Genomic DNA, 17503 nt, shown 5'->3' with positions numbered 1-17503 from the left:
GTCCGTCAGAGCTTCAGGCCATTGATCATCCCTGCCACGTTGCTGGTGACCTCCTGGATCGACGGGGCGATCGAGGTGGAGGCGAGGTAGAAGCCGAGGAGCGCGCAGATGATCGCGTGCGCCAGTTTCAGGCCGGACCGGCGGACCAGGACCACCACGATGACCAGCATCAGCACGGCTGCGGAGACGGACAAAGCCATGAGGGCTCACACCCCTTCTCGGGTGCGCCGCCCCGGGCGGGCGGCGGGTCGTGCGGGACGGACTCTCGATCCGGAACCGGGAGGGAACGGGACGGTCCGGCTCCGTATCGCGATGAGCAACACATACCCGATCGGTGACCCCCGTATTACGTACCGTGAGGTGGGCGAGCGTGGCGCGGGGGTGCTCCGGACGGCCGAACGGCCGCTGGGACACGGGCCGTGGGCCCGTCGGGGGCGGTTGCCCGGGGCTGCTCCGAACGAGTGATCACCCGCGCGGGCAGGCCGTAGGGTCGGGTGCCATGACCACCGAGAACCCTGCGGACACCTTCCCCCGGCAGTACGCGCGGACCCTGCGCTACACCGTCGGCGCGCCCCGCTCCTTCGCCGTCGCACCCGACGGCGGCCGGGTCGTCTTCCTGCGCTCCGGCTCCGGCCGCGACCGCGCCAACAGCCTCTGGACCCTCGACCCCGCCACCGGTGCCGAGCAGGTCGCCGCCGACCCGGCCGCCCTGCTCGGCGGCGGCGAGGAACACCTCTCGGCCGCCGAGAAGGCCCGCCGCGAGCGCAGCCGCGAAGGCTCGGCCGGCATCGTCGGCTACGCCCTCGACGCCACCGGCACGCTCGCCGCCTTCGCCCTCTCCGGCCGGCTCTTCGCCGCCGACCTCGCCGCCGGCACCGCCCGCGAACTGCCCGCCGAGGGCCCGCTGCTGGACCCGCGGCCGGCCCCCGACGGCAGCCACGTCGCCTACGCCACCACCGCCGGGGCGCTGCGCGTCACCCGCACCGACGGCGGCGGCGACCGGGCCCTCGCCGAGTCCGGCGCCGACGGAGTCGCCTGGGGCCAGGCCGAGTTCGCCGCCCAGGAGGAGATGGGCCGCGACCGCGGCTTCTGGTGGTCGCCGGACAGCCGCCGGCTGCTCGTCGCCCGGGTCGACGACGCGCCCGTCCGGCGCTGGTGGATCGCCGACCCGGCGAACCCCGCCACCGCCCCCGCCGAGGTCGCCTACCCGGCCGCCGGCACGCCCAACGCCGAGGTCGGACTCTGGCTGGTCGACCTCGACGGCACCCGCACCGAAGTGGTCTGGGACCGCGAGGTGTTCCCCTACCTGGCCCGGGTGCACTGGTCGGCCGGCGGCGCCCCGCTGCTGCTCGTCCAGGCCCGCGACCAGCGCAGCCAGCAGATCCGGACGGTCGACACCGCCGACGGCAGCACTGCCCTGCTCGTCGAGGAGGAGGACGGCGCCTGGCTGGAGCTCTTCGACGGCGTCCCCGCCTGGACCCCGGACGGCCGACTGGTGCGGATCTCCGACGCCGGCGGCGCCCGCGTCCTGCTGATCGGCGAACAGGCCGTCACCGACGACGCGCTGCACGTCCGTTCGGTCTTCGCGGTCGGCGACGACCAGGTGCTCTTCACCGCCTCCGAGGGCGTCTCCGGCAGCGGCCGCCCGCCCGGCTGGACGGGCCTCTTCCGGGCCGGCGCGGACGGCGTCGCCCCGTTCGGGCCGGACGGCGACGGAGCCTCGGCCGCCGTCCACGCCGGCGGCACCACCGTGCTCTCCAGCGCCTCCCCGGACCGCCCCGGCACCCGCGTGCAGGTGCTGCGGGACGGCGCCGCCGTGGCCACCGTCGCCTCGTACGCCGAGACGCCGCTGCTCACCGCCCGCCCCGCCTTCCGCTTCGCCGGCACCCGGCGGATCCCCGCCGCCGTGCTGCTGCCCACCGGTCACGACCCCGAGCGGGACGGGCCGCTGCCCGTCCTCATGGACCCGTACGGCGGGCCGCACGGCCAGCGCGTCGTGCAGGCGCACAACCCGCACCTGACCTCGCAGTGGTTCGCCGACCAGGGCTTCGCCGTGGTGGTCGCGGACGGCCGCGGCACCCCCGGCCGCAGCCCCGACTGGGAGAAGTCGATCCGGCACGACTTCGCCGGCGTCACCCTCGACGACCAGGTGCACGCCCTGCACGCGCTCGCCGAGGAGTTCCCGCTCGACCTCGGCCGGGTCGCGATCCGCGGCTGGTCCTACGGCGGCTACCTCTCCGCCCTGGCCGTCCTGCGCCGCCCGGACGTCTTCCATGCGGCCGTCGCCGGCGCGCCCGTCACCGACTGGCGGCTCTACGACACCCACTACACCGAGCGCTACCTCGGCCACCCCGAGCAGCAGCCCGAGGTGTACGACGCCAACTCGCTGACCGCGGACGCGCACAAGCTGGAGCGGCCGCTGATGATCGTGCACGGGCTGGCCGACGACAACGTCGTCGCCGCGCACACCCTGCGGCTCTCCTCCGCGCTGCTCGCCGCCGGCCGGCCGCACACCGTGCTGCCGCTCTCCGGGGTCACCCACATGACCCCGCAGGAGCAGGTCGCGGAGAACCTGCTGCTGCTCCAGGTCGACTTCCTGAAGCGCTCGCTGGGGCTCTGACCGGCGCCGCCGTCCTCGGCATGACATCCGTCATGCCGAGGACACGACGGCCCGCACTGCCGCCCGCACCCCCTTCCGCGCGAGCCTGACGGTGTCGGTGAAGAAGGCGTCGGAAGGACGGCGGACGGATGGGTACGGGTACGGGGGAGGTCGCGGCCTTCCGGAACGTCAGCAAGCGCTACGGCCGCGTCACGGCGGTGGACGGGCTGGACCTCGTCCTGCGGCCGGGCGAGACGGTCGCGCTGCTCGGGCCGAACGGCGCGGGCAAGTCCAGCAGCCTCGACCTGCTGCTGGGCCTGCGCGAACCGGACGCGGGCAGCGTCGAGCTGTTCGGCGGGCCGCCGCGGGCCGCGATCGAGGCCGGCCGGGTCGGCGCCATGCTGCAGAGCGGCGGCCTGATGACCGAGGTCAAGGTCCGCGAACTGGTGGCCCTCGCCTGCAGCATCCACCCCCGCGGGCACGCGGTGGACGCGGTGCTCGCCGAGGCCGGCATCACCGAGATCGCCGACCGCCGGGTCGACAAGCTCTCCGGCGGCCAGGAGCAGCGCGTCCGCTTCGCCCTCGCGGTGGCCGGCGCCAACGACCTGATCGTCCTCGACGAGCCCACCACCGGCATGGACGTCTCCGTCCGGCAGGCCTTCTGGGCCGCCACGCGGGCCCAGGCCGCGGCCGGCCGCACCGTGCTCTTCGCCACCCACTACCTGGAGGAGGCCGACTCGGTCGCCGACCGGGTGCTGGTGCTGCACAAGGGGCGGCTGATCGCCGACGGCACCTCCGCCGAGATCAAGGCCCGGGCCGGTGCCCGCCGGGTCGGCTTCGAACTGCACCCCGGCGACGGCGAGGCCGACGAGGCCCTGCTGCGCGCCCTGCCCGGCGTCGCCGGCCTGGAGGTCGGCGGGCGGGCCGGCGGGGTGCGCACCGTGCGGATCCGCGCCACCGACGCGGACGCCTGCGTCGCCGCCCTCTACCGCGCCGGGCTGTACCCGCGCGGCCTGGAGGTCACCGGCCTCGGCCTGGAGCAGGCCTTCCTGACCATCACCGAGCAGGCCGCCGCAGACGAGGCGGCCGCGGCGCCCGCGAAGGAGATCGCGCGATGACCACCCTGATCCGGCTGGAGATCCTGCGCACCCTGCGCAACAAGCGGTACCTGATGTTCACGGTGCTCTACCCGGCGCTGCTGTACGTCTTCTTCATCAGCGCCTACAGCGGCGGCGACGTGGCGGGCGGCGTCCCGGCGAAGTCGTACTTCATGGTGTCGATGGCCACCTTCGGCGCGGTCGGCGCGGTGCTGACCGGCTCGGCGCAGCGGATCTCGCTGGAGCGGCGCAGCGGCTGGGTGCGGCAGCTGCGGCTGACCGCGCTGCCCGGGCGGGCGTACACGGTCGGCAAGATCGCCGCCTGCGCGGTGACCACGCTGCCGGCGATCCTGGTGGTCTTCGCGATCGGCGCGGTCGAGGGCGTGCAGCTGTCGGCGGGCGGCTGGCTGGGCCTCGCGGCGGTGCTGTGGCTCGGCAGCTTCGTCTTCGCCGCGCTGGGCGTGGCGCTCGGCTACGCGGCGGCGCCGGACGCGGTGCAGCCGATCGTGATGATCGTCTACATGCTGATGGCGCTGTTCGGCGGCACCTGGTTCCCGGTCGGCGACTCGCTGGTGGTCTTCGCCCGCTTCGACCCCGTCTACCTCTACAACCGGCTGGCCGCCTTCGTGCAGCCCGGTCAGGGCCTGGACACCGTCGCGGTGGCCGGCCTGGCCGGCTTCCTGGCCCTGTTCGTCGCGGCGGCGGCCTTCCTGTACCGCCGGGACACCCGCGCGGCATGATGGCCGGCATGGTCGACCAGGACACGCACGCAGGCCCGGCGGAGCCCGGCACCTCCTTCCGGAACATCCCCGGCGCGAAGGTGGAGAGCCGACGGCAGCTGCTGGTGAAGCTCTGCTGGATGTCGCTGTGGGCGATCTACCTCGTCTACCCGGTGAAGGACCTGCTGGACGGGCACCACGGCACCGCGGCGACGGTGTTCGGCTGGGCGGCGCTCGGCGTCTACCTGGCCTGCTACCTGTCGCTGGTGGCCTTCCGCTCGATCCGGCCGGGCACCTGGTCCGGGCACTACGCGCTGGTCGCGGTGATGGTCGTGCTGGCCCTGGTCACCCCGTTCGTGCTGGGGGAGGCCTGGCTGACCCTGTTCACCTACGCCTCGGTCTGCATCGCCGTCGTGGTGCCGACCCGGTACAGCGTGGGCGGGGTCGCCGCCGCCACCGCGGCCGCCCTGCTGGTCGGCCTGCTGGTGCAGGCCGACCGGGACACCCTGGTCGCGATCGTGGTGCCGTGCTTCCTCTCCGGCCTCGCGATGACCGGCCTGCAGCGGCTGATCTCCACCATGCAGGAGCTGCGCGAGGCCCGGGCCGCGGTGGCCCACCTCGCCGCGTCCGAGGAACGGCTGCGGCTCGCCCGCGACCTGCACGACCTGCTCGGCCACTCGCTCTCGCTGATCACCATCAAGAGCGAGCTCGCCGGACGCTTCATGGACGCAGGCAAGCAGGAGCAGGCCCGCAGCCAGGTCGCCGACATCGAGAGCGTCGCCCGGCAGTCGCTGGTCGACGTCCGGGAGGCGGTCAGCGGCTTCCGCCGGCCCACCCTGCCGGTCGAGCTCGCCGCGGCCCGCACCGCGCTCAGCACTGCACGGATCGCCCTGGAGGCCGCCCCCGGTCTCACCGACGCCCGGCCCGGCCTGGACGGCGAGGAGGCCGGCGCGCTCGCCTGGGCGCTGCGCGAGGCGGTCACCAACATCGTCCGGCACGGCACCGACGCCACCGTCTGCACCGTCGCCGTGGACGAGACCTGGGAGGACGACGGCCGGCGCTACGCCGTGCTGGAGGTCACCGACAACGGCCGCGGCCCCGGCAAGTCGTCCCCCGGCAACGGGCTGTCCGGCCTCGGCGAGCGCCTCGCCCTGGTCGACGGCCGGCTGGAGACCGGCCCCGGCCCGCACGGCCGCGGCTTCCGGCTCCGCGCCCGCGTCCCGCTGAGGGCCGTCCCGGCGGCCGCGGCGACCGATAGTGTGCGCGAATGATTCGCGTGCTGCTGGCCGAGGACCAGGGGATGGTGCGGGAGGCCCTCGCCGCCCTGCTGGGACTCGAAGGGGACATCGACGTGGTCGCCCAGGTCGGGCGGGGGGACGAGGTCGTGGACGCGGCCGCCGCCCACGACGTGGACGTGGCCGTGCTGGACATCGAGATGCCCGGGATGACCGGCATCGAGGCGGCGGGGGAGCTGCGCCGGACCCGCCCCGGCACCAAGGTGGTGATCGCCACCACCTTCGGTCGGCCGGGCTACCTGCGCCGGGCGATGGAGTCCGGGGCGGACGCCTTCCTGGTCAAGGACGCCCCGGCGGCCGAGCTGGCCGAGGCGATCCGCCGGGTGCTGCGCGGCGAGCGGGTGATCGACCCGACGCTGGCCGCCGCCGCGCTCGCCGAGGGCGCCAACCCGCTGACCGGGCGGGAGCTGGACGTGCTGGCGGCCGCGGCCGACGGCTCGGTCAACGCCGACATCGCGCGGCGGCTGCACCTGTCCGAGGGCACCGTCCGCAACTACCTGTCGATGGCGATCCAGAAGACCGGCGCCCGCAACCGCACGGAGGCGGTGCGGGTCGCGAAGGAGAAGGGCTGGCTCTGACCGCCGGCCCGCCCAGGAGGCGGGCGGCCGCGCTCAGTTGAGCCGGTGCCGGGCGGCCCGGGCGTCCTGCCGGGCCTTCGCCGCGGCGTCCGGGTCGAAGGCGTCCAGGACACGCGCGTACTCCTCCATCTCGCGCGCGCCGGCCAGGAAGTCGCCGGTGCGGACGAGGAGTTCGGCGCGCTCCAGGCGCAGCTGGGCCGGGTGGCGGGGGAGCAGCAGGGCGAGTTCGGCGGCCCACAGCTGGGTGCGGGCGTGCTCGGGGCGGTCCGCGGCCCAGGCGCGGATGTTGCCGAGCACCCGCAGCACGATGTCCAACGGCTGTGCGGGGGTGAGGAGTTCGGTGCCGAAGTGGTGCCCGGCGGCGGTCACCAGCCGGGCCGCGTCCGACAGGTCGAGCAGCCGACCGCCGTGGAAGGGATCGGCGAGCACGTAGTCGTTGCCGCCGGACGGGCCGGCGACCGCGACGATGAAGTGGCCGGGCAGGGCGATGCCGTGCACGACCAGGCCGGCCCGGGCGGCCACGCCCATCCACACCAGCGAGAGCGTGATCGGCAGGCCGCGGCGGCGCCTCAGCACCTCGGGCAGCAGCGAGGACTCCAGCCGCCGGTAGTCCGCCTTGCGGCCGTGGAACCGCTCACGGCCGCCGAGCACGGCGGCCAGCAGCGCCGCCGTCTCCTCGGGACCTGCCGGGCTCCGCTCGGCGACCGCCCGCCGGACGGCGGCCGCGTGCCGGTCCAGCGCGGCGCCACAACCCGTCAGCAGTTCGTCCAGGGTGGGCGGCGGCGCCGGATCCCCGGGCGCGTCGAAGGTGTGCTCGGCGGCCGCGAGCAGGCACAGCAGCACGGGATCGGGGCGTTCGGCCCGGGCCTCGGCGCGGAAGCGGGATCTGCTCTGCTCGGTCACAGCAGCCTTCGTCGGTACAGAGGTGGCGGGGTGAACGCTACCGCTCGGGGAGCCGGGCGTAGTGGTAAGTGTGACTTGTGGTGAAGCCCAGCCGGTCGTAGAGCGCGATCGCACCGGAGTTCTCGGCCTCCACCTGCAGGTACGCGCCGGTCGCCCCCTCCTCGGCGGCCCGGGCCGCGAGCACCGCCATCACGGCGGTGCCGAGTCCGGAGCGGCGGGCCGACGGGTCGACCTCTATCGCGGCGAAGCCGGCCCACGGGCCGTCGACGACGGCCCGGCCGATCGCCAGCGGCGCGCCGCCGTCCGGGTCGGGGACGGTCGCGAACCAGACCGAGGGGCCGCCGTGCAGCACGTCGGCGGCGGCGCGCTCCACGGCGGTGTCGGCGGCGACCCGGCGGTAGCGGGACATCCAGCGGGCGTCGGCCGTGCGGGAGAGCCGGACCCGGTCGTGCGGTCCGGCGGCGGCCCGGGCGAGCGGGGCGAGCGGCGCGGTGCGGAACAGCGTCTCGGCCTGCCCGGCGCCGAGCCGGGCGAGTTCGGCGGCGAGGTCGTCGGGCGAGCCGGGTTCGAGCACCTCGACGTACGCCGGCAGCGAACGGGCCGCGTACCAGGCGCGGACCTCGTCCAGCGCCGTTGCGAGCGGGCGGCCGGGGTCGCCGAGGGCCTGGACGGAGTTGGCCCGCCGGGTGAATCCGGCGGAGGCGCGCAGCACCCAGGCGCCGAGCCGCTCCTCCTCGACGGCGGGCCAGCCGCGGGCGGCCGTCCGCTGCAGGGCGACCGGGTCGGCGGCGGGCTGCGGCGCCCGGCGGGCCGGGAAGGGCGGCACCGGCTTGCCCGCGACGAGCAGCTCCTCGGGGAAGACCACCGGCTCGCCGCTGCGGGGCACCACCGCGAGGCCGTTCTCGTCCCAGGATGCGAGCACGCCGATCACATCGCGGAACACGGGCCGGCCGTCGACCAGCTCCGAGATGCGTCGCACGGACACCCGTCGTCCCACGTCAGAGGGGTTCAGACGGACCTCCGGACGGTCGGTCGCGGGGGCTCTGTCCGCCATCGAGGGCACCTCCTGTGCATTTGCGGTCTCCGACCCGCGATACTAGGGGCGGGCATCGACGACGCCGCGCTCACCCGCGCACGCAAGCAAACAGTTTGGGCCGCCGGCCCTTCCGAGGAGGAACGACAGCGTGACCTACGTCATCGCGCAGCCTTGTGTCGACGTCAAGGACAAGGCGTGCATCGAAGAGTGCCCGGTTGACTGCATCTACGAGGGCGAGCGCTCCCTCTACATCCACCCGGATGAGTGTGTCGACTGCGGCGCTTGCGAGCCGGTCTGCCCGGTCGAGGCGATCTTCTACGAGGACGACACTCCCGAGGAGTGGAAGGACTACTACAAGGCGAACGTCGAGTTCTTCGACGACCTCGGTTCGCCCGGTGGTGCCTCGAAGCTCGGCCTGATCGAGAAGGACCACCCGTTCATCGCGGCCCTGCCGCCGCAGAACGCCGACCACTGACGACACTGATCGGTGACAACTGAGTCGTGAGCACCCATCACACCGCGCGCGCGCCGTTCCCGGGACACCCGGGGGCGGCGCGCCGCGTATCCGAGCTGCTTCCGGTCTTCCCGTGGGACCGGCTGGAGCCGTACAAGCGGACCGCCCTCGCGCACCCGGACGGGCTGTGCGACTTCTCGGTGGGCACCCCGGTCGACCCGGTGCCCGAGGTGATCCAGAAGGCGCTGGCCGCCAGCAGCGACACCCCGGGCTATCCGACCGTCTGGGGCCCGCTGGAGCTGCGCGAGGCCGTCGCCGGCTGGCTGAACCGCCGCTGCGGCGCGGAGATCGGCCCCGGGGCCGTCCTGCCGACCGTCGGCTCCAAGGAGCTGGTGGCCTGGCTGCCCGGCCAGCTCGGCCTCGGCCCCGGCGACCAGGTGGCCTACCCGCGCCTGGCCTATCCGACGTACGAGGTGGGTGCCCGGCTCTGCGGCGCCGAGCCGGTGGCGTACGACGACGTCGACGAGCTGGACGGCTCCCGGGTGCGGCTGCTCTGGCTGAACTCGCCGTCCAACCCGACCGGCCGGGTGCTCACCGCGGACGAGCTGCGCCGCGCGGTCGCCTGGGCCCGCGAGCACGGCGCGCTGCTGGTCAGCGACGAGTGCTACCTGGAGCTCGGCTGGGAGGCCGAACCGGTCTCGGTGCTCCGCCCGGACGTCTGCGGCGGCTCCCACGAGGGCCTGCTGGCCGTCCACTCGCTCTCCAAGCGGTCCAACCTGGCCGGCTACCGCGCCTCCTTCGTGGCGGGCGACGAGGTGGTCGTCCGGGAGCTGCTGGAGATCCGCAAGCACGGCGGCATGATCGTGCCCGCCCCGGTGCAGGCGGCGACCGTGGCGGCGCTCGCGGACGACGCGCACGTGGCCGAGCAGCGGGCCCGCTACGCGGCCCGCCGCACGGCGCTGCGCGGCGCCCTGGAGGCGTACGGCTTCACCATCGAGCACTCGGAGGCCAGCCTCTACCTGTGGGCGACCCAGGGGCGGCCGTGCTGGGAGACGGTGGCGGAGCTCGCGGAGCTGGGCGTCCTGGTGGCGCCCGGCGACTTCTACGGGCCGGCCGGCGCCCAGCACGTGCGGGTGGCGTTCACCGCCACCGACGAGCGGGTCCGCGCGGCCGTGGCGCGGCTCGGCGGCTGACGCCGGAGACCGACGGACGAAGGGCCGGCCCCCGGTGGGGCCGGCCCTTCGGCGTGCGGCGGGTGTGCCGGTCAGCCGCCGAGGCCGCCGACACCGCCGAGCAGGCCGCCGAGCGGGGTGCCGCCGAGCACGCCGCCGAGCAGGTCGGTCGGGTTGGAGCCGAGCGAGGGAACGCCGCCCAGGCGGTTGGCCGCGGCCGGCGAGCCGGTCAGGGTGCCGAGGGTGTCCGCGCCGGGCAGCGCCTGCGGGATGCCGCCGGTGGGCAGCGCGCTGGTCAGGGTGCCGGTGGGCAGGCCGCTGGTGGGCAGGGCGCCGGTGACGGTGCCGAGCGGGCCGCCGGCGCGGGCGCTGCGGGTGCCGGGCACCGCGGGCAGCACCTTCTCGGCGACCGCGGGGCCGGCCCGGTCGACCAGGGCGGGGGCGACCCGGCCGGCCACGGTGGTGAGCGCGCCGGTCGCGGCGGTGGTCTTGCCGGCGGTGTTGGTCACCGGGCCGAGGGCCGAGTCGGCGTCCGGCAGCGCGGAGGCGACGGTGTGGCCGGCGGCGTCGCCCGCGGCCGGGACGCCGGTGGCGACCGTGGCGGCGCCGGTCGCCCCCGCGGACTGGCCGAGCTCGTGGGCGGCGCCCTGCACGGTGCCGGAGGGGGAGTCGAGCTGGGTGAGGCCGGACCCCAGGTCGGTCCCCTGCGGCACCAGGTCGGCGGCCGAGGCGGAGCCGGCCGCGATCAGGGGCGTCGCGCCGGCCGCGACGAGCAGTGCGGCCTGGGCGATCCGGCGCGTGAGGGGGTGAGACATGGTGCTCCTAAGACGAGAGGACATGGCCGTCCGCCGGGCGGACGACGTGAATACCGCTCAGGAGTCGGGAAGGTTTCGCCCGTCAAAGGTAAAGGGCAGGCAAAGATCGGACGATCGTCTTTGCGTCGCACCCGGACGCGCGCCCCTCGGGCGGGTGAGTGAAGAACCGTCACTTCCCTTGTCGGGCCGGGTTCCGGCGGTACGCCGACCGGCCTCCTTCTGCGGCCCGCGGCGGGGCGCCGGGAGGTCCACTGCGGTTGACCGCTGTCACCCGCCGGGTCGACACCCGCTCACGGGTTCGTCAACGTGCCGTCACCGTGCTCACGGCGCCCCGAGGGTGACCAGCACCCGGTCCGTCCCGCCGGCCGCGTCGTTCGTCCGCCAGCCCTCGGTGGGCCGGTCGAAGCGCCACAGCCGCCCGTCGAAGGACACCTCGCCGATGCCGAGCTCCTGCGCGTGCGCCACCGCCCACTGGGCGACCGCCCAGCCCGACTGCCGCCGCCCCTCGGCGCCGGAGTCGGTCGAGGCGGTGCCCTGCGGGGTGAGCGCCAGCACCGCCCGGGAGTCCTTGGGGGCCTTCGGCGCGTCGGACACCGCCACCACCCGCCCGAACTCGCGGCGGACCCGCTCGCCGACGTCCGCCGGACGCGGCCGGCCCGACGGCGCGGCCGAGGCGGACGGCGAACCGGAGGCGGAGGCGGCCGCGGCGACCGGCTCGGCGAGGTCGTGCACCACGCAGTTGAGCGCGGCCGGCTCGCGGCCGGTCAGCGCCGAGGTCACCAGCATCGCGTTGGACTCGTGCTTGGCGTACGCCTGCGGGAAGCCGCTCTTCTGCACCTGCTGCGCGGCGTCGGTCAGCGGCATCCGTGCGTAGCCGGGCACCTTCACCAGGCCGTCCAGGAACTTGTTGGTGGCGTACACCGGGTCCTTGATCTGCTCCGCGGTGCCCCAGCCCTGGGACGGGCGCTGCTGGAACAGGCCGACCGAGTCGCGGTCGCCGCCGGTGAGGTTGTGGATCTTGGACTCCTGCATCGCCGTGGCCAGCGCGATCGTCACCGCCCGCTCCGGCAGGCCGCGGGACATCGCCACCGCGGCGATCGTGGAGGCGTTGGCGGCCTGTGCCAGGTCGAGCGTCCCGCTGCCGGCCGCCGTGTTGATCCGGCAGCCCTCCGGCGGCACGACCAGCCGGTCCCGGTTGAGGTACAGCACCAGGCCCACGACCAGCGCCACGGCCACCAGCCCGATCAGCAGCCGGCGCAGCAGCCGCGGCCGACGGCGGCGCCGTCCCGACGCCGTGGAACCGTCCGCCCCGCCCTCCGCCATTCCGGCCACCAGTGCCCCTCTCGCTCGCTGTGCGCACACCGTACCCACTCCGACGGCCGACCGGCCCCGGGCGGTTGCGCCGCCCGTCGTGGCGGGCCGCGGCACCGATACGCTAAACCACCATGAGCAGCCCGAACACGCCCCTCGACCTGTCCCTCGACGGCGGTGCGCTGACCGCGCAGCTGGTCGACCTCCCGTCCGTCAGCGGCGACGAGCAGGCCCTCGCCGACGCCGTCGAGGAGGCGCTGCGGGCACTGCCCCACCTCACGGTCGACCGGTACGGCAACAACGTCGTCGCCCGGACGAACCTCGGCCGCGCCGAGCGGGTGCTGCTCGCCGGCCACCTGGACACCGTGCCGATCGCCGACAACCTCCCCTCCCGCGTCGAGGGCGACCTGCTGTACGGCTGCGGCACCTCCGACATGAAGTCCGGCGTCGCCGTGCAGCTGCGGCTCGCCGCCACCCTCACCGAGCCGAACCACGACCTCACCTTCGTCTTCTACGACTGCGAGGAGGTCGAGGCCTCCCGCAACGGCCTCGGCCACCTGGCCGCGGAGCACCCCGACTGGCTGGCCGCCGACTTCGCGGTGCTCATGGAGCCCAGCGGCGCCGTCGTCGAGGGCGGCTGCCAGGGCACCCTGCGCGCCGAGATCGTGCTCACCGGCACCCGCGCCCACTCGGCCCGCAGCTGGCTCGGCGACAACGCCATCCACAAGGCCGTCGAGGTGCTGCGCCGGCTCGCCGAGTACGAGCCGCGGCGGGTGGTGATCGACGGCCTGGAGTACCGCGAGGGCCTCAACGCCACCCGGATCGACGGCGGCGTCGCGGGCAACGTGATCCCCGACGAGTGCACCGTGCAGGTCAACTTCCGCTACGCGCCCGACCGCAGCGAGCAGCAGGCCGCCGACCACGTCCGCGAGGTCTTCGCCGGCTACCCGATCCGGGTCACCGACACCGCCCCCGGCGCGCTGCCCGGCCTCGACCGGCCCGCCGCGCAGGCCTTCCTGGCCGCCGTCGGCGGCGAGCCCCGGGCCAAGTTCGGCTGGACGGACGTCGCCCGGTTCAGCGCCCTCGGCGTGCCCGCCGTCAACTACGGGCCGGGCGACCCGAACCTCGCCCACAAGCGCGACGAGCACTGCTCGCTGAGCGCGATCGCCGAGGTCGAACTGCGCCTCGCCGCCTGGCTGACCGGCGCCTGACGTCCACCCTGCCGCCACCCGCCGTTCGCCGATTTCGGTGGACGGCGGGCGTAGGGTTTCGTCATGACAGGCACTGGAGACGTAAAGCACTACGGGCACGGTCCGGAAGAAGTCGACGCGCCCGCGCCCAAGAAGCCCTGGCCCGAGAAGCAGAAGGGCCCGGTGCTGCTCCGCCGCGACCAGGTCGGCACCAGCACCACGGACCAGCGTCTGCTGGACACCACCGGCCCGACCGACTGGCTGCACACCGACCCCTGGCGGGTGCTGCGGATCACCTCGGAGTTCGTCGAGGGCTTCGGCGCGCTCGCCGAACTCCCGGCCGCCGTCAGCGTCTTCGGGTCGGCCCGGACACCGGTCGACTCCACCGAGTACGCCGCGGGCGTGGCCATCGGCCGGGCGCTGGCCGAGGCCGGCTACGCCGTCATCACCGGCGGCGGCCCCGGCGCCATGGAGGCGGCCAACCGCGGCGCCTCCGAGGCCGGCGGCCTCTCCGTCGGGCTCGGCATCGAGCTGCCCTTCGAGCAGGGCCTCAACGAATTCGTCGACCTGGGCCTGAACTTCCGGTACTTCTTCGTCCGCAAGACGATGTTCGTGAAGTACGCGCAGGGCTTCGTGGTGCTGCCCGGCGGCCTCGGCACGCTGGACGAGCTGTTCGAGGCGCTCACCCTCGTCCAGACCCGGAAGGTCACCAAGTTCCCGGTGATCCTCTTCGGCACCGCCTACTGGGGCGGCCTGGTCGACTGGCTGAAGAACACCCTGATCGCCCAGGGCAAGGCCTCGTCCCAGGACCTCGACCTCTTCCACGTGGTGGACGAGGTCGACGACGTCCTGAAGATCCTGGCGGAGACCCGCCGCCCGAACGGCACCCGGATCTGACGGGCGTGCCGGGGGCCTACGCGAGCCCCCGGCGGGCCACCGCCGGGGGCCGGGTGCCGCGGATCGAGGCCACCATGTCGAGCACCTGCCGGGTCTCCGCGACCTGGTGCACCCGGTACACCTGCGCGCCCAGCCAGGCCGAGACGGCGGTGGTGGCGAGCGTGCCGAGCAGCCGCTCGTCCACCGGCCGGTCCAGGGTCTCCCCGACGAAGTCCTTGTTGGAGAGCGAGACGAGCACCGGGAAGCCGGTCGCGGTCATCTCCGGCAGCCGCCGGGTGGCCTCCAGCGAGTGCCGGGTGTTCTTGCCGAAGTCGTGGCCCGGGTCGATGACCACGGCGTCCCGCCGCACGCCGAGTTCCACCGCCCGCTCCGCGAGGCCCAGGGTGACCGCCAGGATGTCGGCCATCACGTCCTCGTAGCCCACCCGGTGCGGCCGGGTGCGCGGCTCGGCGCCGCCCGCGTGGGTGCAGACCAGGCCCGCGTCGTACCGGGCGGCCACCTCGGCGAGCTTCGGGTCGACCCCGCCCCAGGCGTCGTTCAGCAGGTCGGCGCCGACCTCGCAGACCGCCTCGCCGACCTCGTGCCGCCAGGTGTCCACGCTGATCACCGCGTCCGGGTGGCGCTTGCGCAGCTCGGCGACGAACGGCACGGTGCGGCGCAGCTCCTCCTCGACGGTGACCTCCTCGCCGGGCCCGGCCTTCACCCCGCCGATGTCGAGGATCGCCGCCCCCTCGGCCATCGCGCGGTCGGCGGCGGCGAAGGCGGCCTCGTCGGCGAAGGTCGCACCGCGGTCGAAGAACGAGTCCGGGGTGCGGTTGACGATCGCCATGATCACGAGCTCGTCGTCGCCGAACTCGCGCGGGCCAAGGCGCAGTGCCACCGGAATCTCCTCCACAGCTCGCCCGGGTGCAATGATGGGCCCCGGCCTGTCCGGGGACCATGATCCCACCATTGCCGGAGACGGGCCGGTGACTGACGGAGGCGGCTCGTGTTCTGGGTGATCGTGGCGGCGATGGCCGTGGTGGTCGGCGGTGCGGCGCTGGTGGCGCTCGGTGGCGGCGGCACGCTTCCGGAGGCGCTGCCCGACCGGATCGCCGCGCGGCTGCCGCAGGACCGGCCGCTCGGCCGGCACGACGTGGACGAGCTGCGGCTGCCGATGGCGCTGCGCGGCTACCGCATGGACGAGGTCGACAACGTGCTCGACCGGCTCGGCGCCGAGCTCGCGCTGCGCGACGCCCGGATCGCCGAGCTTGAGGCCGCCGCGGTCGTCCGCGGCGCGGTGGAGCTCGCCCCCGGGCAGCCGCAGGACGAGCCGCTGCCGGGCCTGGAGGCCTTCGCCGCGGTGGTCGGGCCGGAGACCGCGCCCGCACCCGCGCCGGCCCCCGTGCCGGCCGAGCAGCGGACCGAGCAGCCGGCGCCGGCCGAGCAGCCCGCGCAGGAGCCGGCGGCGGACGGGCGGGCCGCGCAGGAGCGTCCCGCGGACCCGCGCGCCGACCTGTTCAAGAAGCACGACCCGGAGCAGTCGTGACCGGCGCCGTCCCCGGCCCGGACGGGCTGCTGCGCTGCGGCTGGGGCGAGTCCGCCGACGACTACCGCCTCTACCACGACACCGAGTGGGGCCGGCCGGTGCACGGCGACGGCGCCCTGTTCGAACGGATCAGCCTGGAGGCCTTCCAGTCCGGGCTGTCCTGGATCACCATCCTGCGCCGCCGGGAGGGCTTCCGGGCCGCGTTCGCCGGCTTCGACATCGCCGCGGTCGCCGCGTTCGGCCCGGCCGACACCGAGCGGCTGCTGCAGGACACCGGCATCATCCGCAACCGGGCCAAGATCGAGGCGACGGTGGCCAACGCCCGCGCCGCCCTCGACCTGGACGGCGGTCTGGACGAGCTGGTCTGGCGGTTCGCCGCCGACCCGGCCCGGCCGGCCCCCCGCACGCTCGCCGAGGTGCCGGCCGTGACGCCGGAGTCCACCGCACTGGCCAAGGAGCTCAAGAAGCGCGGCTTCCGCTTCGTCGGCCCGACCACCGCCTACGCGCTGATGCAGGCCTGCGGCCTGGTCGACGACCACCTGGCGGACTGTCACGTGCGCGGGGTCGCCGCAGGTCAGCGCCCGACGTAGGCCGGCTTCTCCTTGGCGACGAAGGCCCGGACGGCGATCCGGTGGTCCTCGCTCTCGCCGGCCCGGGTCTGCAGCTCGTCCTCCTTCTCCAGCAGCTCGGTGAACGAGTGCGAGGCGCCGTACGCCAGCGACTCCTTGACGGCGGCGTAGGCCACCGTCGGGCCGGCCGCCAGCTGCGCCGCGAAGGCCCGTGCGGTGGCGGCGAGTTCGGCGGCCGGCACCACCCTGGTGGCCAGGCCCAGGCCGAGCGCCTCGTCCGACTTCACCGTGCGGGGCAGCATCAGCAGCTCGGTGGCGCGGGCGTGGCCGACCAGCCGGGGCAGCGTCCAGGAGACGCCCGAGTCGGCGGTCAGCGCGACGCCGACGAAGGACGTGTTGAAGCCGGCCGTGTCGGCGACGATCCGGAAGTCGCAGGCGAAGGCCAGCCCGGCGCCCGCACCGGCGGCCACCCCGTTCACCGCGGCCACGGTCGGCTTGGCCATCCCGGCGAGCGCCCGCAGCAGCGGGTTGTAGTGCTCGGAGACGGTCTTCAGTGCGCCCTCGCCGGTCTCCTCGGCCCGCTTGAGCAGCCCCAGGTGCTCCTTCAGGTCCTGCCCGACGCAGAACGCCTTGTCGCCCGCGCCGGTCAGCAGCACGGCCCGCACCGCCGGGTCGTTCGCGGCCTCGACGACGGTGTCGCGCAGCGCCACCTTGGTCGCGGTGTCGAGCGCGTTCATCGCGTCCGGGCGGTTGATGGTGATGACGGCCAGGCCGCCGTCGAGCTCGTACAGCACGGAGTCGGACATCGGGTGAGGGCTCCCTGGTCGTGGTGGGTGGCACGGCGGCGCCGCGGCTCGCGGCCGCGGCCACGGACTCAGCATGACGGAGCCCGGGGCCGGCTGGGGAGTGTGAGGTACCGCACCTTCGAATGTCGTGTCGACCGGCGGCGAAATGGGGTTTTGGGCAGGTGATCGGACGGTTTGGGCGGGTGCGGGCACGGTTGCGCGGAGAGTGATGTTGGTCATCGGGGTGCGGGATGCGGGATAATGGCTTCCGATCAATGCGTTCGATACCGGCGGTGGACGGACCTCCGGTACGTAGCTGAGCGGTTGCAGGAAGGGGAACGAGCATGGCGGCCATGAAGCCGCGGACGGGTGACGGCCCGCTCGAGGTCACCAAAGAGGGGCGGGGCATCATCATGCGAGTTCCGCTCGAGGGCGGCGGTCGCCTGGTGGTGGAGCTGACGCCCGATGAGGCGGATGCCCTGGGCGAGGCCCTGAAGAAGGCCTGCGGCTGACCGCAGCGGGTGCTCCCCTCATCTCCTGGAGATGCCGACAGGG

19 protein-coding genes are annotated in these 17503 nt (G+C 74.8%); 12 read left to right on the top strand and 7 right to left on the bottom strand.

Features of this window, described 5'->3' with window-relative positions:
* Positions 1-5 precede the first annotated feature (5 nt).
* The gene (locus IE98_RS0135380) at positions 6-200 is read right to left on the bottom strand and encodes a DUF2304 family protein (RefSeq protein WP_030275935.1); all 195 of its coding nucleotides are present in this window, start codon (positions 198-200) and stop codon (positions 6-8) included.
* Positions 201-499: 299 nt separating this feature from the next.
* On the opposite strand from IE98_RS0135380, the gene IE98_RS0135375 reads away from it, so the two are divergent.
* From IE98_RS0135375 to IE98_RS0135355, 5 genes are all read left to right on the top strand, one after another.
* Positions 500-2620 carry a S9 family peptidase gene (locus IE98_RS0135375; protein ID WP_030275933.1) on the top strand — a complete coding sequence of 707 codons (2121 nt, stop codon included), beginning with the start codon at positions 500-502 and terminating at the stop codon, positions 2618-2620.
* A 128-nt stretch (positions 2621-2748) separates the two neighbouring features.
* Complete coding sequence (locus IE98_RS0135370) at positions 2749-3717, top strand: ABC transporter ATP-binding protein (protein WP_043175873.1); 969 nt, start codon at positions 2749-2751, stop codon at positions 3715-3717.
* Positions 3714-4436: an ABC transporter permease gene (locus IE98_RS0135365; RefSeq protein ID WP_030275929.1), complete on the top strand. Its 723-nt coding sequence runs from the start codon at positions 3714-3716 to the stop codon at positions 4434-4436. Before IE98_RS0135370 ends, IE98_RS0135365 begins: the two co-directional genes overlap by 4 nt.
* A gap of 8 nt (positions 4437-4444) precedes the next feature.
* Positions 4445-5686: a sensor histidine kinase gene (locus tag IE98_RS0135360; RefSeq protein ID WP_043175886.1), complete on the top strand. Its 1242-nt coding sequence runs from the start codon at positions 4445-4447 to the stop codon at positions 5684-5686.
* A complete protein-coding gene (locus IE98_RS0135355; protein WP_030275924.1) occupies positions 5683-6288 on the top strand; it encodes a response regulator transcription factor in 606 nt (201 codons plus the stop codon). Before IE98_RS0135360 ends, IE98_RS0135355 begins: the two co-directional genes overlap by 4 nt.
* A gap of 33 nt (positions 6289-6321) precedes the next feature.
* Here IE98_RS0135355 and IE98_RS0135350 read toward each other — a convergent pair whose 3' ends face one another.
* Both IE98_RS0135350 and IE98_RS0135345 read right to left on the bottom strand, forming a co-directional pair.
* Positions 6322-7191, bottom strand: a complete 870-nt coding sequence (locus IE98_RS0135350) for a transglutaminase-like domain-containing protein (protein WP_030275922.1) — start codon at positions 7189-7191, stop codon at positions 6322-6324.
* 37 nt (positions 7192-7228) lie between these two features.
* Positions 7229-8245 (bottom strand): GNAT family N-acetyltransferase, encoded by a 1017-nt coding sequence (locus IE98_RS0135345; protein ID WP_030275920.1) that lies wholly within the window; start codon positions 8243-8245, stop codon positions 7229-7231.
* A 130-nt stretch (positions 8246-8375) separates the two neighbouring features.
* On the opposite strand from IE98_RS0135345, the gene fdxA reads away from it, so the two are divergent.
* Positions 8376-8702: a ferredoxin gene (gene fdxA / locus IE98_RS0135340; RefSeq protein WP_030275917.1), complete on the top strand. Its 327-nt coding sequence runs from the start codon at positions 8376-8378 to the stop codon at positions 8700-8702.
* Positions 8703-8728: 26 nt separating this feature from the next.
* Complete coding sequence (gene dapC / locus IE98_RS0135335; protein WP_052391413.1) at positions 8729-9874, top strand: succinyldiaminopimelate transaminase; 1146 nt, start codon at positions 8729-8731, stop codon at positions 9872-9874.
* Between the two features lie 71 nt (positions 9875-9945).
* Here the strand turns inward: dapC and IE98_RS52390 are convergent, their stop codons facing one another.
* Positions 9946-10668 (bottom strand): hypothetical protein, encoded by a 723-nt coding sequence (locus IE98_RS52390; RefSeq protein ID WP_052391412.1) that lies wholly within the window; start codon positions 10666-10668, stop codon positions 9946-9948.
* Between the two features lie 321 nt (positions 10669-10989).
* A complete protein-coding gene (locus IE98_RS0135325; protein WP_030275912.1) occupies positions 10990-11991 on the bottom strand; it encodes a hypothetical protein in 1002 nt (333 codons plus the stop codon).
* Between the two features lie 122 nt (positions 11992-12113).
* Between IE98_RS0135325 and dapE the strand changes: the two genes are divergently transcribed.
* A complete protein-coding gene (gene dapE, locus IE98_RS0135320; RefSeq protein WP_030275910.1) occupies positions 12114-13190 on the top strand; it encodes a succinyl-diaminopimelate desuccinylase in 1077 nt (358 codons plus the stop codon).
* 63 nt (positions 13191-13253) lie between these two features.
* Positions 13254-14066, top strand: a complete 813-nt coding sequence (locus tag IE98_RS0135315) for a TIGR00730 family Rossman fold protein (RefSeq protein WP_078661558.1) — start codon at positions 13254-13256, stop codon at positions 14064-14066.
* A gap of 16 nt (positions 14067-14082) precedes the next feature.
* Here the strand turns inward: IE98_RS0135315 and folP are convergent, their stop codons facing one another.
* Positions 14083-14895, bottom strand: coding sequence for a dihydropteroate synthase (gene folP, locus IE98_RS0135310; RefSeq protein ID WP_052391416.1), 813 nt, complete (start codon positions 14893-14895; stop codon positions 14083-14085).
* Positions 14896-15054: 159 nt separating this feature from the next.
* Here folP and IE98_RS52385 point away from each other — a divergent pair, with 159 nt between their 5' ends.
* Both IE98_RS52385 and IE98_RS0135300 read left to right on the top strand, forming a co-directional pair.
* Entirely contained in the window at positions 15055-15594 is a 540-nt protein-coding gene (locus IE98_RS52385) for a DivIVA domain-containing protein (RefSeq protein ID WP_063749058.1), read from the top strand.
* On the top strand, positions 15591-16184 hold the full coding sequence (locus tag IE98_RS0135300; RefSeq protein WP_030275903.1) for a DNA-3-methyladenine glycosylase I: 594 nt from the start codon (positions 15591-15593) through the stop codon (positions 16182-16184). The genes IE98_RS52385 and IE98_RS0135300 overlap by 4 nt, the downstream gene beginning before the upstream one ends.
* Here IE98_RS0135300 and IE98_RS0135295 read toward each other — a convergent pair.
* Complete coding sequence (locus IE98_RS0135295; RefSeq protein ID WP_030275900.1) at positions 16169-16969, bottom strand: enoyl-CoA hydratase-related protein; 801 nt, start codon at positions 16967-16969, stop codon at positions 16169-16171. The two genes, IE98_RS0135300 and IE98_RS0135295, sit on opposite strands and share 16 nt — an antisense overlap.
* A 323-nt stretch (positions 16970-17292) precedes the next feature.
* Between IE98_RS0135295 and IE98_RS47195 the strand changes: the two genes are divergently transcribed.
* Entirely contained in the window at positions 17293-17460 is a 168-nt protein-coding gene (locus tag IE98_RS47195) for a DUF3117 domain-containing protein (RefSeq protein WP_014137929.1), read from the top strand.
* The last annotated feature ends 43 nt before the right edge of the window (positions 17461-17503 follow it).

It is taken from the genome of Streptomyces sp. NRRL B-24484, from assembly GCF_000717715.1.
Lineage (GTDB): Bacteria > Actinomycetota > Actinomycetes > Streptomycetales > Streptomycetaceae > Kitasatospora.
This window is presented reverse-complemented; position numbering and strand designations above follow the sequence as displayed.

Bases quoted from the DNA above. Each gene is read 5' to 3' on its own strand.
- IE98_RS0135380 (WP_030275935.1), bottom strand. From the start codon at position 200: ATGGCTTTGTCCGTCTCCGCAGCCGTGCTGATGCTGGTCATCGTGGTG.
- folP (WP_052391416.1), bottom strand. From the start codon at position 14,895: ATGGCGATCGTCAACCGCACCCCGGACTCGTTCTTCGACCGCGGTGCG.
- IE98_RS0135360 (WP_043175886.1), top strand. From the start codon at position 4,445: ATGGTCGACCAGGACACGCACGCAGGCCCGGCGGAGCCCGGCACCTCC.
- dapE (WP_030275910.1), top strand. From the start codon at position 12,114: ATGAGCAGCCCGAACACGCCCCTCGACCTGTCCCTCGACGGCGGTGCG.
- IE98_RS0135355 (WP_030275924.1), top strand. From the start codon at position 5,683: ATGATTCGCGTGCTGCTGGCCGAGGACCAGGGGATGGTGCGGGAGGCC.
- IE98_RS0135375 (WP_030275933.1), top strand. From the start codon at position 500: ATGACCACCGAGAACCCTGCGGACACCTTCCCCCGGCAGTACGCGCGG.
- IE98_RS0135295 (WP_030275900.1), bottom strand. From the start codon at position 16,969: ATGTCCGACTCCGTGCTGTACGAGCTCGACGGCGGCCTGGCCGTCATC.
- IE98_RS0135365 (WP_030275929.1), top strand. From the start codon at position 3,714: ATGACCACCCTGATCCGGCTGGAGATCCTGCGCACCCTGCGCAACAAG.
- IE98_RS0135345 (WP_030275920.1), bottom strand. From the start codon at position 8,245: ATGGCGGACAGAGCCCCCGCGACCGACCGTCCGGAGGTCCGTCTGAAC.
- IE98_RS0135315 (WP_078661558.1), top strand. From the start codon at position 13,254: ATGACAGGCACTGGAGACGTAAAGCACTACGGGCACGGTCCGGAAGAA.
- IE98_RS47195 (WP_014137929.1), top strand. From the start codon at position 17,293: ATGGCGGCCATGAAGCCGCGGACGGGTGACGGCCCGCTCGAGGTCACC.
- IE98_RS52390 (WP_052391412.1), bottom strand. From the start codon at position 10,668: ATGTCTCACCCCCTCACGCGCCGGATCGCCCAGGCCGCACTGCTCGTC.
- IE98_RS0135370 (WP_043175873.1), top strand. From the start codon at position 2,749: ATGGGTACGGGTACGGGGGAGGTCGCGGCCTTCCGGAACGTCAGCAAG.
- IE98_RS0135325 (WP_030275912.1), bottom strand. From the start codon at position 11,991: ATGGCGGAGGGCGGGGCGGACGGTTCCACGGCGTCGGGACGGCGCCGC.